General features: G+C 33.3%; 25 protein-coding genes and 1 tRNA gene. 11 read left to right on the top strand and 15 right to left on the bottom strand.

Features of this window, described 5'->3' with window-relative positions; translation table 11 throughout:
- The first annotated feature begins 5 nt into the window (after nucleotides 1–5).
- The 4 genes from dapF to BD847_RS14660 all read left to right on the top strand — a co-directional run bounded on the left by dapF (nucleotide 6) and on the right by BD847_RS14660 (nucleotide 3,633).
- Nucleotides 6–788, top strand: a complete 783-nt coding sequence (gene dapF, locus BD847_RS14675; RefSeq protein WP_115888994.1) for a diaminopimelate epimerase — start codon at nucleotides 6–8, stop codon at nucleotides 786–788.
- 78 nt (nucleotides 789–866) lie between these two features.
- Nucleotides 867–1,400, top strand: coding sequence for a GNAT family N-acetyltransferase (locus BD847_RS14670; RefSeq protein ID WP_115888993.1), 534 nt, complete (start codon nucleotides 867–869; stop codon nucleotides 1,398–1,400).
- A gap of 10 nt (nucleotides 1,401–1,410) precedes the next feature.
- Entirely contained in the window at nucleotides 1,411–2,451 is a 1,041-nt protein-coding gene (gene mltG, locus BD847_RS14665) for an endolytic transglycosylase MltG (RefSeq protein WP_115888992.1), read from the top strand.
- Between the two features lie 540 nt (nucleotides 2,452–2,991).
- Complete coding sequence (locus tag BD847_RS14660) at nucleotides 2,992–3,633, top strand: peptidoglycan-binding protein LysM (RefSeq protein WP_115888991.1); 642 nt, start codon at nucleotides 2,992–2,994, stop codon at nucleotides 3,631–3,633.
- A 47-nt stretch (nucleotides 3,634–3,680) separates the two neighbouring features.
- Here the strand turns inward: BD847_RS14660 and scpA are convergent, their stop codons facing one another.
- From scpA to dnaA, 11 genes are all read right to left on the bottom strand, one after another.
- Entirely contained in the window at nucleotides 3,681–5,828 is a 2,148-nt protein-coding gene (gene scpA, locus BD847_RS14655) for a methylmalonyl-CoA mutase (RefSeq protein ID WP_167443866.1), read from the bottom strand.
- Nucleotides 5,829–5,873: 45 nt separating this feature from the next.
- Entirely contained in the window at nucleotides 5,874–7,235 is a 1,362-nt protein-coding gene (locus BD847_RS14650; RefSeq protein WP_115888990.1) for a methylmalonyl-CoA mutase subunit beta, read from the bottom strand.
- 17 nt (nucleotides 7,236–7,252) lie between these two features.
- Entirely contained in the window at nucleotides 7,253–7,585 is a 333-nt protein-coding gene (locus tag BD847_RS14645; protein WP_115888989.1) for an FtsB family cell division protein, read from the bottom strand.
- Nucleotides 7,586–7,744: 159 nt separating this feature from the next.
- On the bottom strand, nucleotides 7,745–8,353 hold the full coding sequence (gene udk / locus BD847_RS14640; protein WP_115888988.1) for a uridine kinase: 609 nt from the start codon (nucleotides 8,351–8,353) through the stop codon (nucleotides 7,745–7,747).
- Between the two features lie 250 nt (nucleotides 8,354–8,603).
- Nucleotides 8,604–9,485 carry an SDR family oxidoreductase gene (locus tag BD847_RS14635; protein ID WP_167443865.1) on the bottom strand — a complete coding sequence of 294 codons (882 nt, stop codon included), beginning with the start codon at nucleotides 9,483–9,485 and terminating at the stop codon, nucleotides 8,604–8,606.
- A gap of 74 nt (nucleotides 9,486–9,559) precedes the next feature.
- The gene (locus BD847_RS14630) at nucleotides 9,560–10,687 is read right to left on the bottom strand and encodes a methionine aminotransferase (protein ID WP_115888987.1); all 1,128 of its coding nucleotides are present in this window, start codon (nucleotides 10,685–10,687) and stop codon (nucleotides 9,560–9,562) included.
- 127 nt (nucleotides 10,688–10,814) lie between these two features.
- Nucleotides 10,815–11,342 (bottom strand): hypothetical protein, encoded by a 528-nt coding sequence (locus tag BD847_RS14625; protein ID WP_115888986.1) that lies wholly within the window; start codon nucleotides 11,340–11,342, stop codon nucleotides 10,815–10,817.
- A gap of 364 nt (nucleotides 11,343–11,706) precedes the next feature.
- Nucleotides 11,707–12,147 carry an energy transducer TonB gene (locus BD847_RS14620; protein WP_115888985.1) on the bottom strand — a complete coding sequence of 147 codons (441 nt, stop codon included), beginning with the start codon at nucleotides 12,145–12,147 and terminating at the stop codon, nucleotides 11,707–11,709.
- A 19-nt stretch (nucleotides 12,148–12,166) separates the two neighbouring features.
- Nucleotides 12,167–12,880 (bottom strand): SAM-dependent methyltransferase, encoded by a 714-nt coding sequence (locus BD847_RS14615; RefSeq protein ID WP_115888984.1) that lies wholly within the window; start codon nucleotides 12,878–12,880, stop codon nucleotides 12,167–12,169.
- 67 nt (nucleotides 12,881–12,947) lie between these two features.
- The gene (locus BD847_RS14610) at nucleotides 12,948–13,415 is read right to left on the bottom strand and encodes a low molecular weight protein-tyrosine-phosphatase (RefSeq protein WP_115888983.1); all 468 of its coding nucleotides are present in this window, start codon (nucleotides 13,413–13,415) and stop codon (nucleotides 12,948–12,950) included.
- A 9-nt stretch (nucleotides 13,416–13,424) separates the two neighbouring features.
- Nucleotides 13,425–14,852, bottom strand: coding sequence for a chromosomal replication initiator protein DnaA (dnaA, locus tag BD847_RS14605; RefSeq protein WP_057116951.1), 1,428 nt, complete (start codon nucleotides 14,850–14,852; stop codon nucleotides 13,425–13,427).
- A 186-nt stretch (nucleotides 14,853–15,038) separates the two neighbouring features.
- Here dnaA and BD847_RS14600 point away from each other — a divergent pair, with 186 nt between their 5' ends.
- Nucleotides 15,039–15,443, top strand: a complete 405-nt coding sequence (locus BD847_RS14600; RefSeq protein ID WP_115888982.1) for an acyl-CoA thioesterase — start codon at nucleotides 15,039–15,041, stop codon at nucleotides 15,441–15,443.
- A 31-nt stretch (nucleotides 15,444–15,474) separates the two neighbouring features.
- On the opposite strand, the gene BD847_RS14595 is transcribed toward BD847_RS14600, so the two are convergent.
- The 3 genes from BD847_RS14595 to ribD form a co-directional block, all read right to left on the bottom strand.
- The gene (locus BD847_RS14595; protein WP_115888981.1) at nucleotides 15,475–16,107 is read right to left on the bottom strand and encodes an IMPACT family protein; all 633 of its coding nucleotides are present in this window, start codon (nucleotides 16,105–16,107) and stop codon (nucleotides 15,475–15,477) included.
- A 120-nt stretch (nucleotides 16,108–16,227) separates the two neighbouring features.
- Nucleotides 16,228–16,830, bottom strand: coding sequence for an HAD family hydrolase (locus BD847_RS14590; RefSeq protein WP_115888980.1), 603 nt, complete (start codon nucleotides 16,828–16,830; stop codon nucleotides 16,228–16,230).
- Nucleotides 16,823–17,872, bottom strand: coding sequence for a bifunctional diaminohydroxyphosphoribosylaminopyrimidine deaminase/5-amino-6-(5-phosphoribosylamino)uracil reductase RibD (gene ribD / locus BD847_RS14585; RefSeq protein WP_115888979.1), 1,050 nt, complete (start codon nucleotides 17,870–17,872; stop codon nucleotides 16,823–16,825). The genes BD847_RS14590 and ribD overlap by 8 nt, the downstream gene beginning before the upstream one ends.
- A 109-nt stretch (nucleotides 17,873–17,981) precedes the next feature.
- Between ribD and BD847_RS14580 the strand changes: the two genes are divergently transcribed.
- The gene (locus BD847_RS14580) at nucleotides 17,982–18,467 is read left to right on the top strand and encodes a GNAT family N-acetyltransferase (RefSeq protein WP_115888978.1); all 486 of its coding nucleotides are present in this window, start codon (nucleotides 17,982–17,984) and stop codon (nucleotides 18,465–18,467) included.
- An 80-nt stretch (nucleotides 18,468–18,547) separates the two neighbouring features.
- Nucleotides 18,548–19,408: a peptide chain release factor N(5)-glutamine methyltransferase gene (gene prmC / locus BD847_RS14575; RefSeq protein WP_115889037.1), complete on the top strand. Its 861-nt coding sequence runs from the start codon at nucleotides 18,548–18,550 to the stop codon at nucleotides 19,406–19,408.
- Nucleotides 19,409–19,483: 75 nt separating this feature from the next.
- On the opposite strand, the gene BD847_RS14570 is transcribed toward prmC, so the two are convergent.
- Nucleotides 19,484–20,728 carry an ABC transporter permease gene (locus BD847_RS14570; protein ID WP_115888977.1) on the bottom strand — a complete coding sequence of 415 codons (1,245 nt, stop codon included), beginning with the start codon at nucleotides 20,726–20,728 and terminating at the stop codon, nucleotides 19,484–19,486.
- A gap of 245 nt (nucleotides 20,729–20,973) precedes the next feature.
- On the opposite strand from BD847_RS14570, the gene hisS reads away from it, so the two are divergent.
- The 4 genes from hisS to dnaJ all read left to right on the top strand — a co-directional run bounded on the left by hisS (nucleotide 20,974) and on the right by dnaJ (nucleotide 24,662).
- Nucleotides 20,974–22,401: a histidine--tRNA ligase gene (hisS, locus tag BD847_RS14565; RefSeq protein ID WP_115888976.1), complete on the top strand. Its 1,428-nt coding sequence runs from the start codon at nucleotides 20,974–20,976 to the stop codon at nucleotides 22,399–22,401.
- A gap of 120 nt (nucleotides 22,402–22,521) precedes the next feature.
- A tRNA-Trp gene (locus tag BD847_RS14560) sits at nucleotides 22,522–22,592 on the top strand.
- Nucleotides 22,593–22,899: 307 nt separating this feature from the next.
- Nucleotides 22,900–23,478: a nucleotide exchange factor GrpE gene (locus BD847_RS14555; RefSeq protein WP_115888975.1), complete on the top strand. Its 579-nt coding sequence runs from the start codon at nucleotides 22,900–22,902 to the stop codon at nucleotides 23,476–23,478.
- 74 nt (nucleotides 23,479–23,552) lie between these two features.
- Entirely contained in the window at nucleotides 23,553–24,662 is a 1,110-nt protein-coding gene (gene dnaJ, locus BD847_RS14550; RefSeq protein WP_115888974.1) for a molecular chaperone DnaJ, read from the top strand.
- The last annotated feature ends 142 nt before the right edge of the window (nucleotides 24,663–24,804 follow it).

Here is a 24,804-nt window from a genome sequence, read left to right as displayed (position 1 = left end):
AAAAAATGCAAATAGAATTTTATAAATATCAAGGTACAGGGAACGATTTTGTGATGATTGACAATCGTTCAAATTTTTTTCCAAAAGAAGACATTCAGCTGATAGAACAATTATGCGACAGACGATTTGGTATTGGAGCAGACGGACTTATTTTACTGGAAAATGATTCGGAAACGGATTTCAGAATGGTTTACTACAACTCGGACGGAAATGAAAGTTCAATGTGTGGAAATGGAGGGCGCTGTTTGGTTGCTTTTGCAAATCAATTGGGCGTTATAAATGATAAAGCAACTTTTATTGCGACAGATGGTTTACATCATGCTTCGGTAGGGCAGGATTCGATTATTTCTTTACAGATGATTGATGTTGACGAAGTTCAGAAACATGATTCTCATACTTTTTTAAATACTGGTTCTCCACATCATGTGCAGATTGTTGAAAATTTGCAACAATATAATGTAAAGGAAAACGGAGCAGCAATTCGTTATGGAACATTGTATGGAGAAAAAGGAAGCAATATTAATTTTGTTAAAAAAATTGATGACGATACTTTTTCACTTCGTACTTACGAAAGAGGTGTTGAAGACGAAACACTAGCGTGTGGGACAGGCGCAACAGCAGTTGCAATCGCAATGAACGCAATTGGACAAACGGATAAAACTTCAATTAATTTAAATGTTGAAGGAGGAAAGTTAAATGTTTCTTTTGAAAAATTGGGAGATCATTTTCGAAATGTCTTCTTAACCGGACCTGCAAAATTTGTTTTTAAAGGAACGATAGAAATATAATCAATGATGTCAGTCTGAGCGAAGTCGAAGACAAATTCCAAAATTAAACAATCTAAAATCTATAATCTAAAATTGTACATGATCACACTCAAAGGCAAAAATATCTATCTGCGTGCATTAGAACCTAATGATTTAGAGTTCGTGTATGAAATGGAAAATGATCAAAGCATTTGGGAAGTCAGTAATACAAATACGCCGTACAGCCGATATTTAATCAGACAATATTTGGAAAATGCCCAACAGGATATTTACGAAGCAAAACAATTAAGATTGGCGATTTGTCAGGATGAAGATTTTCCGGCTATCGGATTAATTGATTTATTTGAATTTGATCCTAAAAATAATAGGGCGGGAATAGGAATTGTAATTAAAAATAAAGAGTTTAGAAATCAAAATATTGGTTCTGAGGCATTAGAGTTGTTGATTAAATACGCTTTTTATAATTTAAATCTGCACCAGCTTTATGCAAATATTAATGTAGGGAATGTAGCTAGTATAGCACTTTTTACTAAATTTGGTTTTGAGAAAATCGGAATTAAAAAAGATTGGATTTTGCTGAATAACCACTATCAAGACGAAGCAATTTTTCAATTAATTAACAAACAAATCTAAAATTTAAACTTTGAGCTTAAAAAAAATTATCACGATAGTAGCTGTAGCCGTAATTTCAGTTTTAATGATTTACGGATTTATTTTAATTAATAAAATTTTCAGCTCGAACACCAAGTTTGAGAAAGAAGAACTATACGTTTATGTTCCAACGGGTGCAAATTATACAGATGTAAAAAAAATATTAGAACCATATGTCAAAAACTTTGATAATTTTGAAATGGTTGCGAATAAAAGAAGCTATCCTGAAAATGTAAAATCAGGACGTTTTCTTCTTAAAAAAGGTATGAACAACATTGATTTAGTTCGTGCAATGCGTTCAAATGTTCCAGTTAAATTAGCTTTTAATAATCAGGAGCGTCTAGAGAATTTTGCAGGAAGAGTTGGTTCTGAAATTGAAGCCGATAGTTTGTCTTTATTAAAAGCGATTAAAGATTCGACTTTCATGGCGCAAAATGGTTTCAATGAAGACAATGTTTTTGCAATGTTTATTCCAAATACATACGAGATTTACTGGAATACTTCAGCGGAGAAATTCCGTGACAAAATGATCAAAGAATACCATAAATTTTGGACTGATGAAAGAATAGCGAAAGCTAAAAAACAAGGACTTACTCCAGTTCAAGCAACAATTTTGGCGTCAATTGTACATAAGGAGTCTGTAAAGAAAGACGAGAGACCTCGTATCGCTGGCGTTTATTTAAACCGTTTGCGTTTAGAAATGCCACTTCAGGCAGATCCAACAGTGATTTATGCTTTGAAATTGAGAGATAATAATTTTGATCAGGTTATAAAAAGGGTTTTTTATAACGATTTGGTTATGAGATCACCATATAATACATATGTAAATGTTGGCCTTCCTCCAGGACCAATAGCAATGCCAGATATTACAGCTCTTGAAGCAGTTTTAAATCCAGAGAAAAACGATTACATTTATTTCTGTGCAAGTGTAGATCGTTTCGGATATCATGAATTTGCGTCTACTTTAGCAGAACATAATGTAAATGCGAAAAAATATTCTGACTGGATTGCAAGTCAAGGGGTAACGAGATAAATATTATTCATTAAAAAATGATGAAAAAACCGATGTAAATTGCATCGGTTTTTTTGTGATCTAAGATTAAGAAATGGAGAAAATAGAGCAAATTAAAATAATTAATCTTGGGATTTTTTCTTACTTTTCAATTCGTTTATCAGAAGCTTTTTTGGCTTTTTAAAGTGTTTTTGATTTTCAAAAGTCTTCAAAATTGACATTTTTGTGGCTTTTATCTTGGTAATTTAATGCTAATTTTTAAAATGATGATTGAAATTGTGCTAATAAAATGCGAAATATTATAAGTTTTGTCTTGCAAATTTAACTATTTTCGTAAAAATTTGATAAAAATGATATTTTTTAGATCTTTATTTTAGTGCTGTTTTCCAGTTTTTTGATTTTAGTAAAATCCCTCGAAAAGTGCATAGACAAAGGGATTTCGGAAGATTTTAAAATTATCAAAAACTCGTAAAGTGCTGATTTACTGAGTTGTTTTATGTTTGTTATCTTTGCATCGTAGAAATTTCAAAAAGGTGACAGCGTTTTGAAGAAAAACAATTTATGATAAAGAAATGGTATTTTTATGCGAGTTTAGTCGTTATTATTACATTTTTAAGTTTGGGATTTATTCCCTCTAATCACGAAACCAAACCTTGGTTTTTAAGTGAAAAAACAGATGGAACTGAATATATTTTTCCATCACAAGAAAAAGATGATTATCCCAACACCAACGTCCCGTACACAGGAAATCATTTAATAGGTTTTAAAGAAGCTGTTGCTTTCAAAGAATCTCAAGGAAAGTACCGCTTGGTTAATTCACTTGGTTACATGGGAAAATACCAGTTTGGTTCTGAAGCTTTAAGAGCAATTGGTATTAAAAACAACAAAGCCTTTTTAAAGGATCCTGCACTACAAGAAAAAGCTTTCATTGCATTATTATCCAAAAACAAATGGATTTTGCGTTATGAAATTGAAAAGTACGAAGGAAAAGTGATTAATGGTATTGAAATTACCGAATCTGGAATTTTAGCGGCAGCGCACCTTGGTGGAGCGGGTTCAGTAAAAAGCTTCTTTAAAAACAAAGGAGCAAGGCATTTTAGAGATGCATACGGAACGTCATTAAAAAGCTATATGAAAGATTTTGGAGGTTATGATCTCTCTTATATTGAAGCGGATAGCAATGCGACAATACATAAGATCTAAATGAAGAAAAAAAAATCCCGATTTTAACTCGGGATTTTTTATGCTTTTTAGTCAATTAATATTTCTAAAATTTGAATAGCGGCCTCACTTATTTTTGTTCCTGGACCAAAAATTGCCACTGCGCCGGCATCAAATAAATATTGATAGTCCTGCGCCGGAATTACACCGCCTACAATTACCATTATATCTTCGCGTCCATGTTTTTTTAGCTCTTCAATAACTTGCGGAACTAGCGTTTTATGTCCAGCTGCTAAAGATGAAACGCCAAGAATGTGAACATCATTTTCAACGGCTTGTTTCGCTGCTTCTGCTGGAGTTTGAAAAAGTGGGCCTATGTCAACATCAAAGCCAACATCAGCATAACCTGTTGCTACTACTTTTGCACCACGATCGTGACCATCTTGTCCCATTTTGGCAATCATGATTCTTGGACGTCTTCCCTCTTGTTTTGCAAAAGCATCAGCTAATTGTTTTGCTTTTTCAAAATTTTCGTCATTTTTTATTGCTGCACTATACACACCGCTAAAGGATTTAATTTGTGCTTTGAATCGTCCAAAAACACTTTCCAGAGCATCGCTGATTTCACCTAAAGTTGCTCGTTCGCGCGCAGCTTCGGTCGCAATTTCTAGTAAGTTTCCTTGTCCGGTTTTAGCACAATGAATTAATTTTTCCAGTGATTGATTTACTTTTTCAGTATTTCTTTTTGCTTTAATATCTTCAAGGCGTTCTATTTGTTGTTTACGGACCATTTGGTTGTCAACGTCCAAAATATGAAGCGGATCTTCTTTTTCTAATCTATATTTATTGACACCAACAATAATATCTTGTCCACTGTCAATTCTTGCTTGTTTTCTCGCTGCAGCTTCTTCAATTCGAAGTTTCGGAATTCCGGCTTCGATAGCTTTTGTCATACCGCCAAGTTCTTCAACTTCTTCAATTAATTTCCAAGTACTTTCTAAAATCTCATTTGTCAGCGATTCAACATAATAACTGCCCCCCCAAGGATCGACTGTTTTTGTAATTTTAGTTTCTTCCTGTAAATAAATCTGAGTATTTCGTGCAATTCTTGCTGAAAAATCTGTTGGCAAGGCAATGGCTTCGTCTAAAGCATTAGTGTGCAACGATTGTGTTCCTCCAAAGGCAGCAGCAGTAGCTTCAATACAAGTTCTGGCTACATTATTAAATGGATCTTGTTCTGTTAAGCTCCATCCGCTGGTTTGGCAATGTGTTCTTAATGCTAATGATTTATCGCTTTTCGGATTAAATTGCTGCAATAGTTTTGCCCAAATCATTCGGCCGGCTCTCATTTTTGCAATTTCCATAAAATGATTCATTCCAATCGCCCAAAAGAAAGATAGGCGTGGGGCAAATTCATCGATTGTCATTCCTGTAGACAAACCAGTTCTAATATATTCTAAACCATCGGCTAAAGTATAGGCCAATTCAATATCGGCCGTTGCACCAGCTTCCTGCATGTGATATCCGGAAATGGAAATAGAATTGAATTTTGGCATTTTTTTGCTCGTAAATTCAAAAATATCGGCAATAATTTTCATCGAAGGTGCTGGTGGATAAATATAAGTGTTACGCACCATGAATTCCTTCAAAATATCATTTTGAATAGTTCCTGAAAGTTTGCTCAACTCAACACCTTGTTCTTCCGCAGCTACAATATAAAAAGCCATAATTGGTAAAACAGCTCCGTTCATGGTCATAGAAACCGACATTTCATCAAGCGGAATCTGATCAAACAATACTTTCATATCTTCAACCGAATCGATGGCAACACCTGCTTTTCCAACGTCGCCAACAACTCTTTCATGATCTGAGTCGTAACCGCGATGTGTTGGTAAATCAAAAGCAATGGAAAGCCCTTTTTGACCTGCTGCAAGATTTCGTCTATAAAAAGCATTACTTTCTTCTGCAGTCGAAAATCCGGCGTATTGACGAATTGTCCAAGGACGACGAACGTACATTGTTGCGTATGGTCCGCGTAAATTTGGCGCAAAACCAGCTCCGAAATCTAAAAACTCTAAATCTTCTATATCTTTTTCAGAATAGTTTTTTTTGAGTTCGATTCCTTCGGCCGTCGTGAAGTTATTAGTCAAGTCTTCAGACTTTTGACTTTTGACTTTCGTCCCGAGGCTTCGGGATTGACTTTCAAGATTGATATGTTTAAGGTCTTTTCTCATCATGGAGACACTTTCTTTGGTGTGAATGTTAATTACGTTTAAAAAGGATTACTCAAGCTCAAGTCTTTCTTGTTCGAGTTTCTCGGCTAATCTTTTTTCTATAATTGGCGTAATTAACGTTTTTCGAGGTTTGATTTTTACAAAAGGAAACAATTCTAAATCCTGTTTCATTCTGTCTTCTTTGTTAGGATATTTATTGGTGCCTAATAAAACTTCTTTTTTCGAATCGAATAATTCCTGTTCTTTAGTAGCGCTTTCCTGAATTTTCTTTTTAATCGTTCCGTCATTCAAAAGTTTTAGGAAACCTCCTTCAGCTTCAATTTCTTTGAATAATTTTAAGCTTTTTTCTGCCAATTGCATGGTTAAACTTTCGATATAATAACTTCCATCGGCTGGATTATCGACTTTATCGAAATAGCTTTCGTGTTTTAAAACTAAAAGCTGATTTCTTGCAATTCTATCTCCAAATTCGTTGTCTTTATGATATAAAGCATCGTAAGGCAAATTGGCCACAGCATCGGCTCCACCTAAAATAGCCGACATGCATTCGGTTGTCGTACGAAGCATATTGACATTATAATCGTAAATGGTTTTATTTCGTTTGGTTGGTGTAACTAGAAAATGACAATCTAAATCCGGATTATATTCGGAAGCAATCAATTTGAAAAGCATTCGCAAAGCACGAAGTTTTGCAATTTCAAAAAAGTAATTTGTTCCAACTGATATTTGAAAAACAATTGTTTTTGATGAAGCTGGGAAACGATTTAAATATTCATTAGCATGCGCTAAACTATAGGCAATTTGTTGTGTAATGTTCGCTCCCGCATTTTGATACAAACCTAAATCTACGCTTAAAAAAGGAAGATTGGTTTGGTTTGAAATCTTTTCAAGTGTTTCAAAATTGTTTTTATCTGATGTTGTAAACCAGTTTCCATCACGCGCTAATTGTCCAATTGGATCTAAATTGCAGTAAAAGATTGCTTTTTTTTCTTTGGAAATAGCGTCCAATTGTTTTACGAAATCGATTGAGAGAAAACTTAAATGAAAGTAAACCGTTCTTTCTTCTAAAGGAAGATTTTCTAGTAATTTTTGAACGTCAGTATTTTCGTTTTCGATAGTAAAACGTAAACTTTCAGCACCTCTTTCAATAGTATTAATCGCTTTTTTTATCGATTTTTCGATATCAAAAACAAAAATATTTTGACAGATTTTAAATTCTGAAGACTGAGTTTGTACAGAAGCACTTTTGGTAAATTCATCGTCGTGATAAAAAGGTTTTACCTGAATATCTTCTGGCGAATTCCAAATTACAGTTTGGTTATAGTCGGCTCCATCCAATTCAAATTGGATTTTTTGTTTCCATTGTTTGGATGAAATCGGATTAAAATCTTCGAATAGGTTAGTGGCCATTAGGTGTTTTTTCTGAATTATTCTTTTTCTTGAATAGTGTCTCCTTCAAAGTGGATGATGTAAATATCTTCGCTGTCTTTTTTCATAAAGTACTTTTCGCGAGCATATTTTTCTATTTGTTCAGGATTTTTAAGTTGTTTGATCTGTTCTTGATCTTTTTTTATTTCATCCTGATAATATTTTTTATTGTCTTGAAGTTCATTGATTTGTCCATCTAAAAAACGATGATCAAAATAGGAGTAATTATCTAAAAATAGCATCCAAACAATAAAAAACAGCAAAACCCAAACATATTTGTTACCCAAATATTTGAACCATTTTTTGTCTTTGTATGGATTTTTGAATTTCATTTTTAAACGAATTTTTCTTTTGAATATGAGTGATCTTTTTAGCCCCGATAGAAGTGAAAATCCTTTTGTGCCGGTCCCGAGGCTTCGGGAGGCACAAAAGATTGTAACGTATAGCGGGAAATAGCTCCTAAATTTTATGGTTTAAATTTACAATAAAAATTATGAAATTCTCTGATTAATTACCGCGCGAACTACATCAATTGCTACAGTATTATACTTGTCATTTGGAATAATAATGTCTGCAAAAGCCTTTGATGGTTCGATAAATTGCTCATGCATAGGTTTTAAGGTATTTTGGTAACGGTTTAAAACCTCGTTAATATCTCTTCCGCGTTCTGAAATATCTCTTTTTAAACGGCGAACTAATCTTTCGTCAGAATCAGCGTGAACGAAAATTTTAATGTCGCAAAGTTCACGTAATTCAGGATTTGTCAAAATTAAAATACCTTCAACGATCATTACTTTTCTTGGATGCGTTGCCACTGTATCATCAGTTCTGTTGTGTTGAATGAACGAATAAACCGGCTGATCGATTGTCTCTCCAGCTTTTAAAGCTTTTAAGTGTTTTACCAATAATTCAAAATCAATAGATCTTGGATGATCAAAATTAATTAATGCTCTTTCGTCAAATGACAAATTGGTTGTCTCTTTATAGTACGAATCTTGAGAAATTACACCAACTTCAGTGTCTGGTAATTCTGTCATGATTTGGTGTACAACTGTTGTTTTTCCACTTCCTGTTCCTCCTGCAAGTCCAATAATGAGCATAAAATTTTTGTTTTTTATTTGTTTGACAAAATTAATAATTTAAGTGAATTGCTAAACATATTAATTTATTTAAACCATATAAGTAATATAAGTAAATTTAAGCAAGCAGATATTTAAACAAAACGCTGCTTGATTGAACTTATATTACTTATATGGTGAAAAAATAAAAAATCCCGAAAGTAAACCTTCGGGATTTCGCGCAATCAGTATAGTTTTAATAAAATATTCTGAATTTAGTAAGCACGTAAAATTATTTATTCTTTTTTGCTTTTATCATCATTTCAAGCTGATCCCAAAGTTCTTCCGGAATTGCTTCTAATAAATTGAATTGTCCTGCACCTTTTAACCATTCGCCTCCGTCAATCGTAATAACATCACCATTTACATAAGCAGAGAAATCAGAAACTAAATAAGCTGCTAAATTTGCCAATTCCTGATGATCTCCAACGCGTTTCAATGGCACTTTTTTAGCCATATCAAACTTTTCAGAAAGATCGCCTGGCAATAATCTATCCCACGCACCTTTTGTTGGGAATGGCCCCGGAGCAATGGCGTTAGAACGAATTCCGTATTTTGCCCATTCTACAGCAAGACTTCTTGTCATGGCTAAAACTCCCGCTTTTGCAGTGGCACTTGGCACCACATAAGCAGATCCTGTCCAAGCATAAGTAGTTACAATGTTTAAAATCGTTGCCGATGTTTGTTTGGTGTCAATCCAATGTTTTCCAAAGGCAAGTGTACAGTTTTTAGAACCTTTAAGTACGATATCGATAACAGTATCAAATGCATTTGCAGATAAACGTTCTGTTGGAGAAATAAAATTTCCAGCTGCATTGTTTAGAAGAACATCTACTTTTCCAAAAACCTTTAAAGTTTCCTGAAGCATGTTTTCAACTTCTTCATAATGACGAACATCACATTGCAAAGGCAAGCATTTTCCGCCAGTTTCATTTTCAAGTTCCGAAGCAGTAGTTTTTAGTTTTTCTAAATCTCTGGAAGTAATCGCTACCTGAGCGCCTAGTTCTAAGAAATATTTTGTCATTGCTTTTCCTAAACCGCTTCCGCCGCCCGTAACTACAATGACTTTGCCTTTTAAGGCGTCATCGCGCAACATTTTATCTGTATAACTCATACTTTTCTTTTTTTACAATATTAATTAAAAAAATAGGATGCGCGCATAATAATGTTATAAAATTTTGATAAACTTTATATATCGCACAGTTTTTTTGCAGCTGATTCTAAAGTGAAATTATCTTTAGCGAAGCAAAAACGTATTAATTTTTGGTCTTTATGATCAGAGTAAAAAGTTGAAATTGGAATTGCCGCTACACCATGATTGATGATTAAATTTTTGCAGAAAGTGACATCATCTTCATCTGAAATATTGGCGTAAGAAGCAACCTGAAAATAAGTTCCCTCACATGGCTTTAGTTCAAAACGACTATTTTTTAGCAGTTTCTGAAAATAATCTCTTTTTTCCTGATAGAATTTTCCAAGCAAATTAACATCGACAACATCTAAATATTCGCTAATTGCAAATTGAGAAATACTGTTTACGCTGAAAACCAAAAACTGATGCACTTTTTTGATTTCTTTCATTAAATATTCGGGTGCAATTGTGTAGCCAATTTTCCAGCCTGTAATATGAAATGATTTCCCGAAAGAAGAAACCATAATACAGCGATCTAAAAGAAAATCTTTAGTATGTGCCGAAATATGTTTTTCTTCGAAAGTGATGTATTCGTAAACTTCATCAGATAAAACTAAAAGATCAGGATATTTTTCAAGAAGATTTTTTAGCTGAACAAAATCATTTTCAGTCAAAATTTTTCCTGTAGGATTATGCGGATTATTGATTATAATCATTCGGCTTCTCTCTGAGCAGGCTTTTTCGATCGTGTCCCAATTTGGTGTGTAATCATCGTTTAAAGCTACGCGAACAGGTTTCGCTTTGCAAAGTAAGACTGGCGATTCATAAGAATCATAACTCGGATCGAGAATAATTACTTCATCATTTTCTTTTACTAGAGCTAAAATAGTTGTGAAAATTCCTTGTGTAGCACCTGCCGTAACTAAAAGTTCAGTTTCAGGATTAATAATTCTATTATAAGAATTTAGAGTTAATTCCGCGATTTTGTTCATCAGTGGCGGATAACCTGCCATTGGTGTATATTGATGAACGTTTTCCTTTGACAAACGTGCAACAATATCAGTCAATCTTTCGTCAACAGGAAAATTAGGAAATCCCTGAGAAAGATTTATCGCATTATATTCGGCTGCCATTTTCGACATTACTGTGAAAATGCTTGTCGTTACATTGGGAAGTTTGCTCATAATTATAGTTACAGAAATTGTAATTATAAATGTAATGGTTTTAAAGTAAATTTGGCAGCATATTATATTATAAAAGCATTAAAAAACCGGCAATTATATTCTGGTTTTTTAATGCTCTTTTTTAAAATTACTTTATAATTTCTCCCGTTGGTTTAACTACCAGACTCTGAACGTTTTTATCTTTTTTGATTTTCAGATTGTATTCTTTTTTTTCAATATCACCTTCTTTTTGACTATAAAGAAATTTGTCTTTTACAATTGTCCATCCCGGATATTCTTTATAAATCGAGTAAATTACTTTAGCAGGAAGTTGTATGTCTTGATAATTTTCGACTACACTGGTTAATTTTCCATTTTCATTGTAGGTTGCAGACAAAGAACCTTTGGGAGATTCTAACACTACCAAGAATTCGTCATAACCTTCGTAATCTTTTCCTAAATCATAAGAAATGAATTTTTCTTGAAGCGCTCTAACGTTTTCATCAGGATTTCTGTCAGGTAAGTAGACAGAAAAATCTTTACCGGCACTTTTAATTACAACTGCTGGTAGATCGGCCATTTTAATTTCGCCCTCTTTTAAACTATTGTTTTCACCTTGAGAAAAAGAGTTTGTAGTTAAACTAAAAAAAGATAAAAAAATAATAAATGCTTTCATGATATTTATTTTTTAAAATTAATAGTTTAGGTTAATCTTAATGATTTAAATATATATGAAGGCTTCCTTTTTCTTCCCCTTTTTGATTGATGTTTTTTGATAGTTAAATCATTAAAGTTTAAGGCTTATTACAATTTTTAAAAGCAATAAAAGTAATTCTTTTGCTAATGAATGAGAGTTAAAGTTATCTTTATAAATTGTTAATTTACAAGAAGTTATGTATTTTAGTGAGGAGTGAAATTTAGTCAATATAAACTTTCAATTCCTCAAAAAAACAACTTTTTTTTTGAGGAATTAGCTTTAAAATGCTTTTGTTTTGTTTGATTTACTGAAAACTTGTGAGCCGAATTGAATAAACTTAATATTAATTTATTGTCATCGGTATAGAGTAGAGAACACGAACTATTTTATTGTTTTGTTTTCCAGGACTCCATTTTGGAGATAATTGCAAAACTCTTAGAGCTTCTACACCAGTTTCATGGCCAAGATCTCTTAAAATTTTTATATCGCTTAATGATCCGTCTTTTTCAATAATGAAAGTGGCATATATTCTTCCTTTTAAACCTTCTTTCGGGTTTTTGAAATTTTGTTTTATAAAACCATTCAAAGCTTCTATTCCACCGGGAAACTGGGGCGCTACATCTAGACCAGCCGTATTGTAGATTTGATTTTCATCTTCTGGACTTTGCTTATTATCTTCAGATAAAACGTTTGTTTTATTATCCTTCGAATTTCCTTTTTGGGAAGTTTGAGAAAATATAGCCTGAGCGGAGCAAATTAAAATTAATAATAAAAACTTTTTCATGAATGGTGGTTTAGTTAGTTTACATTTTATGAAGAATAAAAATTGTAGGACGTTTATCAATATCGATTTTTAATTTTTTCCAATCCGCAACTTTCATTGTTTTGATGAATTCTGTTGGCAATGTAATATCTGTAGCAATACAAAGATGTGTCGAAGGATTTAGAATTTGCAAAAGATCTTCGATTAATTTATTGTTTCTATAAGGTGTTTCAATAAAAATCTGAGATTGGTTTTTGTCCTGCGATAATCTCTCAAAATGTCTTAATGCCGATTTTTTCTCATCTTTATCAATTGGCAAATACCCATTAAAAGTAAAACTTTGCCCATTCATTCCAGAAGCCATCATTGCTAATAAAATAGAAGAAGGCCCAACCAAAGGAACAACCTGAATTCCTTTTTCATGTGCCAGTTTTACAATTACTGCGCCTGGATCTGCAACGCCCGGGCAGCCAGCCTCACTCATTAAACCCATGTTCTTTCCTTCTAACAATGGTTTAATAAAGTCCAAATGTTCGCTTGGTTCGGTACGTTTGTTTAGAGTGAAAAGAACTAACTCAGATTGTTTTTTCTCTGGATAAACTGCTTTTATCGATTTTCTGGCAGTTTTGTCGTTTTCAACAATATAATGATCTATAAGTTCGATACTTCTTCTTACAGTTTGAGGTAAAACATCCATCGGATCGCTTTCGCCCATTGTAGTTGGAATTAAATATAATTTTCCTAGAAGTTTCATTTTGTGATATTTTTAGATTAAAAAAGAAAATGTACTTCAATTATTTTATAAATAACTGAAATACAGATTATGAATGCTTTGCGATAAGTTTTTTTGCTATTATTTCTGAAACTTCGTCAAGCATTTGATATACATTGTCAAATCCATTAACGGCTCCGAAATAGGGATCTGGGACGTCAACATTTTCATCCGGAAATAGTTCGTTCAGAATAAGATTGACTTTGTTTTTGTGTTCAGGAGTTTTGGCAAGATGAAGAACATCTCTGTAATTAGAATTATCCATTACATAAATGTAATCGAATTCGTCAAAGTCTGAAGATTTGAATTGTCTTCCTTTTTGACCATCAATACATAAACCATTTTTTTTGGCAACAGCAATAGAACGTTTGTCAGGTGCGTGGCCGATATGCCAGGATCCGGTTCCTGCCGAATCTACTATAAAATTGTCTTTTGGTAATTTTGAAGCCAGTATACCTTCAGCTAAAGGTGATCGGCAGATATTTCCCAAACAAACCATTAAGATTTTTACTGGCATGATTCGCGTTTATAGCGTTAGTTTTTTGTTGATGTCTTCGACAAATTTCTTGAATTGTTTGTCTGTAGAAACTAAGTTGTCAACAGTTTTACAAGCATGTAAAACGGTAGCGTGATCGCGATCTCCAATTTGTGAACCAATGTTTGCTAAAGAAGCCTTTGTGAATTTCTTTGCAAAAAACATGGCCAGCTGTCTCGCCTGTACAACATGCCTCTTTCGAGTTTTCGACTGAAGTGTTTCAATGTCTAACTGGAAATAGTCTGATACAATTTTTTGAATATAATCGATTGAGATTTCTCTCTTTACGTTTTTAACAAATTTCTCTACAACACTTTTTGCTAATTCAATTGTTACTTCTTTTTTATTGAAAGAAGACTGAGCGATTAACGAAATAATTGCGCCTTCAAGTTCACGAACATTCGTTTTGATATTGCGGGCAACATATTCCAAAATGTCTTCCGGCATTTCAACACCATCGCGGTACAAAATGTTTTTTAAGATTGAAATACGTGTTTCGTAATCTGGCTGATGTAATTCAGCAGAAAGTCCCCATTTAAAACGAGATAATAAACGCTGTTCAATATCCTGCATATCAACAGGAGCTTTGTCCGAAGTTAAAATTACCTGTTTTCCGTTTTGGTGTAGGTAATTGAAAATGTGGAAGAAAACGTCCTGAGTTCCAGATTTTCCAGATAAGAACTGAACGTCATCAATAATTAAAACATCGATTAACTGATAAAAATGGATGAAATCATTACGATTATTCTTTTTTACAGAGTCAATATATTGTTGTGTAAAAATTTCGGCAGAAATATATAAAACCGTCTTTTCAGGATATTTGTCTTTTACTTCAACACCAATAGCATGCGCCAAGTGTGTTTTTCCTAAACCAACTCCACCAAAAATCAATAACGGATTAAATGAAGTTCCTCCAGGTTTATTGGCTACAGCCATACCTGCAGAACGCGCCAAACGGTTTGAGTCTCCTTCAAGGAAATTATCAAAACTGTAGTTAGGATTTAATTGAGATTCAATTTTTAAATTTCTGATTCCCGGAATTACAAAAGGATTTTTAAGCTCAGGATTTAGGTTTTTAAACGGAGCATCAACCTCTTGTGGTTTCATAGGCACTCTATTGGAACTTGGCAGCTGCTCGGTAAACGGCTGTTTGTTTCCATAAGTGTTTTCCATTTTAATTTTATAGAGTAACTTTGCGTTTTTTCCTAGTTCTTTGGTAAGCGCAACTTTCAATAATTTTACGTAATGCTCTTCGAGCCATTCGTAGAAAAATTTACTTGGTACCTGAATATATAATGCGTTGTCGGTTAGCTCAACTGATTTGATTGGTTCGAACCAAGTTTTATAAGCTTGATCTTGAATATTGTCTTTTATAAAGGACAAACAGTTTTCCCATACCGATTGAGCAGTTTTAGTCATAGATTCAGATAAGTTTTTTATTATTGATAAAGATTCTCCTAATAAAAAAGGAGCAAAATTTTTCCGTATTTCGGGATAACAAATATGTGAACAAATTTCTGTAAAAAAAAATATTTTGGGTCTAATTTTATAAAAAAAATGTTGTAAGTGAACTTAAGGAATTTAATTTTTTTTAATATTTAAATAATGAAAAATCATCAAACGCAAGTGCGTGTTCGTTACTCAGAAACGGATCAAATGGGGGTTGTTTACCACGGAAATTATGTGCCGTATTTTGAGATCGGACGCGTGGAATGGCTTAGAAATAAAGGGATTTCGTATGCAAGCATGGAAGAAAGCGGAATTGGACTTCCGATTGTTTCGATGCAAATTAATTATAAAAAATCAGCACGATATGATGAACTTTTGACAATTCACACAACCTTCAAAAGTCAGTCATCTGTTAAGATTGAATTTGACTGCGCTATCTATAATGAGGCAAATGAGTTATTAACAACGGCAGTGTTTATTTTAGTATTTATTTCGTTAAAAACGGGTCGTCCGACAGCACCTCCAGATTACATTTTGGAATTATTTAAAACACTGGTATAATTGTTAAAATCGGGTGTGTTTTAATTTTAATTTATATAATTTTAATGTCGATTTCAAACATTAAATCAAAAATGTCGAATACTGATTCGGCATTTTTTTTGCGCGTTTTTGTGATTATTTTGCCAATTGGAAGTCCGGAATTTTCATTAATTTCCATTTCCTGAGAGGTAATTTCGAGTTTCTTTTCTTTAATAACACGCATAACTTTATTCATGTTTTTATAATCGAAAGAGATTAAAAAATGAACGTCAATTGTTTTTTCGACAATTTCACAAACTTCAAGTGTCATTTGTGCAGTTGTTCTGTAAGCTGCAATCAAACCTCCGACACCTAATTTTGTTCCGCCAAAAATACGAACTACGACTACAAGAATGTTTGTTAGTCCAAAAGACTGTATTTGTCCGTAAATGGGTGCGCCGGCGGTATTACTCGGTTCGCCATCATCATTTGCTCGGTAAGATATTTTCGGTGCAGTTCCTAGTTGATAGGCGTAACAAAAGTGAACGGCATGTGGGTGCTGCTTTTTTAAGTCTTCAATAATTGGTTTTACTTCATCCTCGCTATCGATAGGGAAAGCATAGCCAAAGAATTTGCTTCCTTTTTCTTTAAAAAGAATCTCTTCAGATTCGAATGCAATGGTTTGATAAGTATCGCTGTATTTCAAAATTAAAGTTCTAAATTGTTTTTTACAGATTATATTGATTTACACAGATTTTATCTATTTGTGGAAGAAATCCTTTAAATCTTTGTATCCCGATAGCTATCGGGAGTGGCTAAAATATTTTTATAAAATTCCTTTATTAAATAAATTGACAACATCTTCCTTGCTAACTTGTAAGTTCCAAACTTTAATTCCTAAAGTTGAGGCACTGTCTGTGTTTTCTGTTTTATCATCAATAAATAAAGTGTTTTCCGGAATTAAATTGTGTTTGTCAAGTAAAACTTGATAAATTTTTGGATCTGGTTTTCTCAATCCCATTTCAAAAGAGAAATAAACTTTTTCAAAGCAATTGTAAAAATCCGTATAAAAAGGTTTACCAACTGTTTTTTCAAATGTTGCAATATGAATTGCGTCGGTATTGCTTAAAAGAAATAGACGATATTTTTTAGAAAGCTCTTTTAGGAATTCTAATCTATAAGTTGGAAAATCAGACAAAACGGCATTCCACGCTTTCAGAATTTCTTCGATTGATGCATTTGGTAATTCTTTCTGAAATCCGCCAATAAAATCATCATAGGAAACATCGCCAGTTTCAAATAATAAATTCAAACGATCCATTTCAGGAGTCCATTCGGTCATGCCCAATTTTTTCAATCCAGAAATTGTTCCTTGTTTGTCTAAGTTGATAAAAATGTCGCCAAAGTCAAAAATTATCGTATCAATCATTGTTTCTGATATAAAGTAATTCGTCGTTTTGAATTGTCGTTTTGAAAATATTTTTTTTCTGAATTAGCGGTGCTTTTACGCCATTTTCAAAAGCATTAGTTCCTGTAAAGATTCTTGCTTCATCCCATAAATCGGAATCTACAAAAGATTGTAAAGTTTGTCTTCCGCCTTCAATAATTATAGATTGAATTTGATGTTGGTATAAAACATATAAAATCTGGGGAATTGTATTTTTATTAAAATCAATTTTCTCAAAAATGGTATTTTCTGTAGCGTTACTATTTTCTGATTTAGAAAATACAATGGTTTTTACGCTATCATCAAAGATAAAACTGTCTTTTGAAATTCGGTTGTTTTGATCTAAAACCACTCTCACAGGATTATTTCCTGACCAGTCTCTTGTATTCAATTTTGGATTATCGTCAACAACGGTTTGTGTTCCCACTAAAATAGCCTGCTCTTCGCTTCGCCATTTATGAACTAATTGTCTGGAATATTGATTGGTGATCCAAACAGGCTTGCGTTCCTGATTAATTGATTTTTCAGGCGCTAAAAATCCGTCCTGACTTTCGGCCCATTTTAATATAATGTAAGGACGTTTTTTTTGATGAAAAGTAAAAAAACGTTTGTTGAGTTCGTTACATTCATCTTCAAGAATGCCAACAGTAACATTTGCGCCGTTTTCAATTAATTTTTTAATTCCTCTTCCTGCTACTTTTTCATTTGGATCAACGGTTCCGACAACTACATTTGGGATTTGATTGGCAATAATTAAATCACAGCAAGGAGGCGTTTTTCCAAAGTGGCTGCAAGGTTCTAGACTCACATAAATAGTGGCTTTTTTTAAGAGAGATTTATCTTTTACAGATTGTACCGCATTTACTTCTGCATGCGGTTCGCCAGCTTTTTTATGCCAGCCTTCACCAATGATTTTGCCGTCATGAACAATTACGCTTCCTACCATCGGATTTGGATAAGTAGTTCCAAAACCGTTTTGAGCAAGTTCAATGCAACGTTTTATGTATTTTTCATGTGTATTCACGGTGCAAAAATAGTTATTTTTGACTTTAGTCTCAATAGTTATCGGGATTGTTGGGAAACTATCGAAAAAGTATTTTTACTTTTGTAGATATTACATGAATAAAAGAGTTATGAAAAATTGCATAATTAGAGCAATTAAAAAAGAAGACAATAAGGCGGTTGCTCAATTAATACGTTCTGTTTTTGATGAAATGGAAATTCCTAAAGTAGGTACAGCGTATGCTGATCCGTATCTTGATTTAATGTTTGAGGAATATAATAAACCAAAATCAGTGTATTTTGTTGTTGAAAATGAAGGTGAAATTGTAGGTTGTTGTGGTATTGCGCCATTAGAAAACGGTGCTCCGGAAATTTGTGAATTGCAAAAAATGTATTTTTTACCAAAGACTCGAGGTTTGGGAATTGGAAGTCAAATGATGGAAAAATGTCTTAACGAAGCAAGAAATTTTGGATTTGAAAAATGCTATATTGAGACGATGCCATTTATGCATGATGCTCAAAAATTATATAAAAAATCAGGTTTTGAATATTTAAATGCTCCTTTGGGAAATACTGGGCACAGTTCTTGCCCGGTTTGGATGTTGAAAGTTTTGTAAATCGTGTAACAAAATAGATTTTACGATACTTATTTGAAAGAAATCAGCCGTTGTTGGAAAAATTACTCAGATATCAAAAAATGAAAATCAAACAATACCGCACTCAGTTTATAAAAGAATTATCGCCTTTTTATGATGCATATGAAGCGGAAAGTTTTTTCTATTTAATTTTAGAAGATAAACATAGATTGCGCCAGATTGATTTGGCTTTAAATCATGAACTGAACTTTTTTGAAAAGGATTTTATAGTTTGGAATTCGTTATTGGCTGAACTTAAAAAAGAAGTTCCAATTCAGTATTTACTCGGAAAAACCAGTTTTTATGGTTTGGATTTTGAAGTAAACGAAAATGTTTTAATCCCGAGACCGGAAACGGAAGAATTGGTGGAGTGGATTATTAATGAAAATAAAGGAAGTTCTAAAGAAATCAAAATACTGGATATTGGAACCGGAAGCGGATGTGTCGCTATTTCATTGGCTAAAAATCTTCCAAATGCCAAAGTTTATGCTATTGATGTTTCTAAAAAAGCATTGGATGTTGCTAAAATAAATGCCATAAAGAATAACGTCGATGTTACTTTTATGCTTAAGAATATATTGGAATTGGAAGTGCTGAAATCAGATTATGATATAATTGTTTCAAATCCGCCTTATGTTCGAAACTTAGAGAAGGCAGAAATCAAAAAGAATGTTCTTGATTTTGAACCGCATTTGGCTTTATTTGTGGATGATAATGATGCTTTGATTTTTTATAGAAAAATTGCCGAACTTGCCCAAAAGAATCTCTTGAAAAACGGACAGTTGTATTTTGAAATCAATCAGTATCTTGGAAAAGAAACGAAAGAAATGTTGGAAAAAATGAATTTCAAAAACATCGAACTTCGAAAAGATATTTATGATAACGATCGAATGATTTCCTGCAAGGTTTCTAAAACCTTGTAGGTTTAAAATTGTCAACTATAAAAAAAGAATACCTACAAGGTTTTAGAAACCTTGCAGGAGAGGTGATGTTAGAAATTATTCATATCGCAAAGCCTCAATCGGATCAAGTTTTGAAGCTTTAATTGCCGGATATAAACCGGAAACAATAGCAACGGCAAAACTAGTTGCAAAGGCAGCAAAAATAGCCATCCACGGAATTACAAATGCAAAACTCATTGCTGAAGCAAATGCAAAACCAACAAGTATTCCCAGAACAATTCCAACCAGTCCTCCAATTTGTCCAATTAATAAAGTTTCGATAAAAAACTGCACGGAGATTGTCACTTTTGTGGCGCCTAAAGCTTTACGGACACCAATTTCGCGTGTACGTTCTGTAACGGAAACGATCATGATATTCATTAAAGCAATTGAAGATCCAAGAATGGTTATAATACTTATGATCCAGGAAGCCCAGCCCAAATATTTTGTGATTCCTAAAATTCTGTTTATCAAATCGTCACTTCTGCCAATTCCAAAATTGTTGTCGCGTACTGGACTCAATTTTCGTACTCTTCGCATTGTACTTGTTGCGTTGTCAATTGCTTCGTCTAAAACTTCTTTTTTAGAAACCATCACACTTATTGTATAATTGATATTTGGTGCTGTAAATAAAGAACGAGCCACTTGAATTGGAATTAAAACACGTAAATCCTGACTGTTTCCAAAAGTGGAACCTTTCTCTTTTAATACGCCAATAATTTTAAAACGGGCTCCACGAATAGAAATGATTTTGTCAATTGGGTTTACATCTTTTAATAAACCTTTTTCAAAATCAGAACCTACAACGCATGAATAGGTATTGTTATCAATGTCAAACTGATTGAAAGATCGGCCTGAAGTCGTTTCTAAGCCAGAATTTGAAATGAAATGTTCGTCAACTCCTACAATGGTAATTTCAGGATCAGTTTTGGTATCTAAATATTTTACTTCAGCTTTTGATGTTGCTGTAAAGGAAAGCGAAGTCTCGGTAAAAGGATATTTGTATTTGTTTTTGAAAGCAACAGCTTCAGGATAAGAAATAATAGGATTGATGATTTCGCGCTCGTTTCCGCCACGATTTCTAACGTTATTTTCGTATTGATTGATATTGAATGTGTTGGCGCCCATTGACGCGAAATTGGTAGAAACGGTATTTTCTAAAGCGGTGACAACAGTTAGAATTCCAACGAGTGCGGTAATTCCGATAGCAATAATTAAAACGGTAAGAATGGTTCGCAGAATTTGTGTTTTGATAGAACCAAAAGCAATTCGGATATTTTCTTTAAATAATTTTAGCATCATGACCAATTTGTCACGAAAATACGTTTTTTGTTACAAGTTTGCTTTCGAACTCGCATTATTTATTTTAAAAAGTAAGATATTTGCAGGCGATTTAACTTATGTCGAAAGTTGGAAAGTTTTAAAGTCGAAAGTCTAAAAAGCCAACAATCAAAAAAAATCAGAAATAAATTAATTTTAAATGTTTTAGATTTTAGGAATCAAAGAAATCTAAAATCTAAAATCAGAAATCTAAAATAAACAGCAAGATGGCTTCAAAACCAAGTATTCCAAAAGGAACAAGAGATTTTTCACCTGCCGAGGTGTCAAAACGTCAATATATTATTCAGACCATAAAAGCTAATTTCGAAAAATTTGGTTTTCAGCCAATCGAGACGCCTTCGTTTGAAAATTCAGATACTTTGATGGGAAAATATGGAGAAGAAGGCGATCGCTTGATTTTTAAAATCCTGAATTCCGGAAACTTTTTTTACAATAAAAGTAAAATTGAATTACCGAAATCTATTGAAGAATTACAAATTAATTCGGCTGAAAAAATTAGTTTAGAGCAAAGAATCGAATTGAACAAATTCACAGGAAAAATTTCTGAAAAAGCTTTGCGTTACGATTTGACAGTTCCGTTTGCGAGATATGTTGTACAGCACCAAAGTGAAATTGAATTTCCTTTTAAAAGATATCAGATTCAGCCGGTTTGGAGAGCTGACAATCCGCAAAAAGGTCGTTTTAGAGAATTTTTTCAATGTGATGCCGATGTTGTAGGTTCAAAATCACTTTGGCAGGAAGTTGAATTGGTTCAATTGTACGATACAGTTTTTACAGCTTTAGGTTTAGAAGGTGTTACAATCAAAATCAATAACAGAAAAATATTATCTGGAATTGCAGAAGTTATCGGAGCTTCGGATAAATTAATTGACTTTACGGTTGCGCTTGATAAATTAGACAAAATTGGAGAAGACGGCGTAAAGAAAGAAATGGTGGAAAAAGGAATTTCTGAAGAAGCTTTAGTAAAAGTGCAACCACTTTTTAGCTTCAGCGGAACTTTCGCAGATAAAATTAAGCAGCTTTCAGAATTGTTAGCTGAATCGGAAGAAGGAATGAAAGGTGTTGAAGAATTGAAATTTATATGTGACAATGTTGCAGATTTGGGTTTGTCAACAGCAATTTTAGACTTGGATGTTACTTTGGCACGCGGTTTAAATTACTACACCGGAGCTATTTTTGAAGTTGGAGCGCCAAAAACAGTTGCAATGGGTTCTATAGGCGGTGGCGGAAGATACGACGATTTGACGGGTATTTTTGGTTTGAAAAATATGAGTGGTGTCGGAATCTCTTTTGGATTGGATAGAATTTATTTGGTTTTAGAAGAATTACAATTATTTCCTGAAACTGTGGCAGCGACTTCAAAAGCGATCTTTATCAATTATGGAGATAAAGAAGCTTTGTATGCTTCAAAAGCGATTCAGAAATTAAGAAAAGAAAATATAAAAGTAGAATTGTATCCTGATAATGTAAAAGTTGGGAAACAGTTTCAATATGCAGATAAACGTTTGATTCCGTTTGCAGTAATTGCCGGCGATCAGGAAATTGCTTCAAATTCGTATGCATTGAAAAATTTAGTGACAGGCGAACAGGCTACTGTAGATTTTGACGGATTGAAAAATGCTTTGTTGAGTTAACTGTCTGTAGTAAAGGTTTTTGCTTCGGATTGCGCATGTTTAAAGGAATTTCTTTTAAAATCTCTGCACGAAATAGTTGCTGGAGAAGAAAAAAAACTCTTAATTTGCCCACCTTAAGTTACGGGCGTAGTTCAAGGGTAGAATAGCGGTCTCCAAAACCGTTGATGGGGGTTCGAATCCCTCCGCCCGTGCAAAATCAAATTAAAACATAAAAAAAAGCTTCGTCTCTGTAAAGGCGAAGCTTTTTTTAATATAAGGTAAACTTGAATTAATAATTATTTACGAGGCCGAAGCCAACCCTTAAATTCAATTTTGGTGGTAATGTTTTTTGTTTTACGCTATCAAAGATAGAATAAACTATAACGTAATAGTCTTAAAATTATACTAAATTTTAATTGGCTATTTTTGTTTTTTAAAAGGCTCATAATTAATAAAGTGACAATTTGACATTTTAGGATATTTGGCAGTACTTTTGCAATCCAACAGAAAGAAATAAAAATGAAGTTTAAAAATATTTTTAAAAATAAAAGTAATATGACTACGGAAAATACAGAATTCGATCAGGAATTAGACGATGTAACGTTAGAGAACAATGCCAACGGAGAGCAGTTAATTGTTGAAGAATTAAGTGTTGAGGAGCAATTAGCAAAAGACTTGGCTCACGAAAAAGATAAGTTTTTGAGATTATTTGCTGAATTTGAAAATTACAAAAAAAGAACTTCAAAAGAACGTCTTGAATTGTTTAAAACAGCAAACCAAGAAGTTTTATTGGCTATGCTTCCGGTTTTAGATGATTTTGACAGAGCTGCAGTAGAAATCAACAAATCTGACGACGAAAATCTTAAAAAAGGTGTTGAGTTGATTCATGAAAAACTTAAAAACACTTTAGTTTCTAAAGGTTTAGAGCAAGTTGAAATTCAGGCTGGTGATGCTTTTAATGCTGATATTGCTGAAGCAATTACTCAAATTCCGGCACCATCTGACAAATTGAAAGGAAAAATTGTTGATGTTATTGAAAAAGGATACAAATTAGGAGACAAAATTATTCGTTTCCCAAAAGTTGTTGTTGGAAACTAAAAAATGCAAATAAAAATTTCAAATTCATTTTTTTTGGATTTTGGAATTTTTAAGATTTGGAATTTGATTCGATTATGAAAAAAGATTTTTACGAAATACTAGGCATTTCAAAAAATGCTGATGCTGCTGAAATTAAAAAAGCTTACCGAAAAAGTGCTTTAAAATATCACCCGGATAAAAATCCAGGCGACAAAGAGGCAGAAGAAAACTTTAAACTTGCGGCAGAAGCTTATGAAGTTTTAAGCGATCCACAGAAAAAAGCGAAATACGATCAGTACGGACATCAGGCATTTGATGGTTCTGGCGGATTTGGCGGTGGTCACGGTGGTATGAATATGGATGACATTTTCAGCCAGTTTGGCGATATTTTTGGTGGTGGATTTGGCGGTTTCGGTGGAGGCGGAGGCGGTCCACGTCGTGCTAAAGGAAGTAATCTTAGAATTAAAGTGAAATTGACTTTAGAGGAGATTGCAAATGGAGTTGAGAAAAAAGTAAAAGTAAAACGTAAAGTTCAGGCGAAAGGCGTGACGTATAAAACTTGTTCGACTTGTAATGGTCAGGGACAGGTTATGCGTGTAACTAATACCATTTTAGGAAGAATGCAATCTGCGTCTACTTGTCCTACCTGTGGTGGTTCTGGTCAAATTTTAGATAAAAAACCTTCTGAGGCAGATGCACAAGGAATGGTTCAGGAAGACGAAACAGTATCAATCAAAATTCCTGCAGGAGTTGTTGACGGAATGCAGTTGAAAGTTTCTAATAAAGGTAACGATGCGCCAGGAAACAGTATTCCTGGAGATTTAATTGTTGCTATTGAAGAAGTTGAACACGAATTCCTGAAACGTGAAGGTGAAAATGTTCACTTCGATTTATACATCAGTTTCCCTGAAGCAGTTTTGGGTGCTTCAAAAGATATTGAGGCAATCAACGGAAAAGTGCGTATTAAATTAGAAGAAGGAATTCAGTCTGGAAAAATCTTAAGATTAAAAGGAAAAGGAATTCCAAGTTTAAATGGTTACGGAAGCGGTGATTTACTGGTTCACGTAAACGTTTGGACTCCAAAAACATTAAATAAAGAACAAAAACAATTCTTTGAAAATGCTCTAACTGACGAACATTTTGTTCCGAGTCCGGAGAAATCAGAGAAATCATTTTTTGAGAAAGTAAAAGATATGTTTTCATAAATTGAACTTTTTTGAAATGTTTAAATAAGTATAAAGCCCATTCTAACATAAATTTAGAATGGGTTTTTTACGTAATACGGCGAAGATTAGCTTCGAATTATTTACTTTTACAGTCGCTTGCGCCAGAATGGTAAAAGCAAAG

The sequence above is a fragment of the Flavobacterium cutihirudinis genome (assembly GCF_003385895.1).
GTDB classification, from domain to species: Bacteria; Bacteroidota; Bacteroidia; order Flavobacteriales; family Flavobacteriaceae; genus Flavobacterium; species Flavobacterium cutihirudinis.
This window is presented reverse-complemented; position numbering and strand designations above follow the sequence as displayed.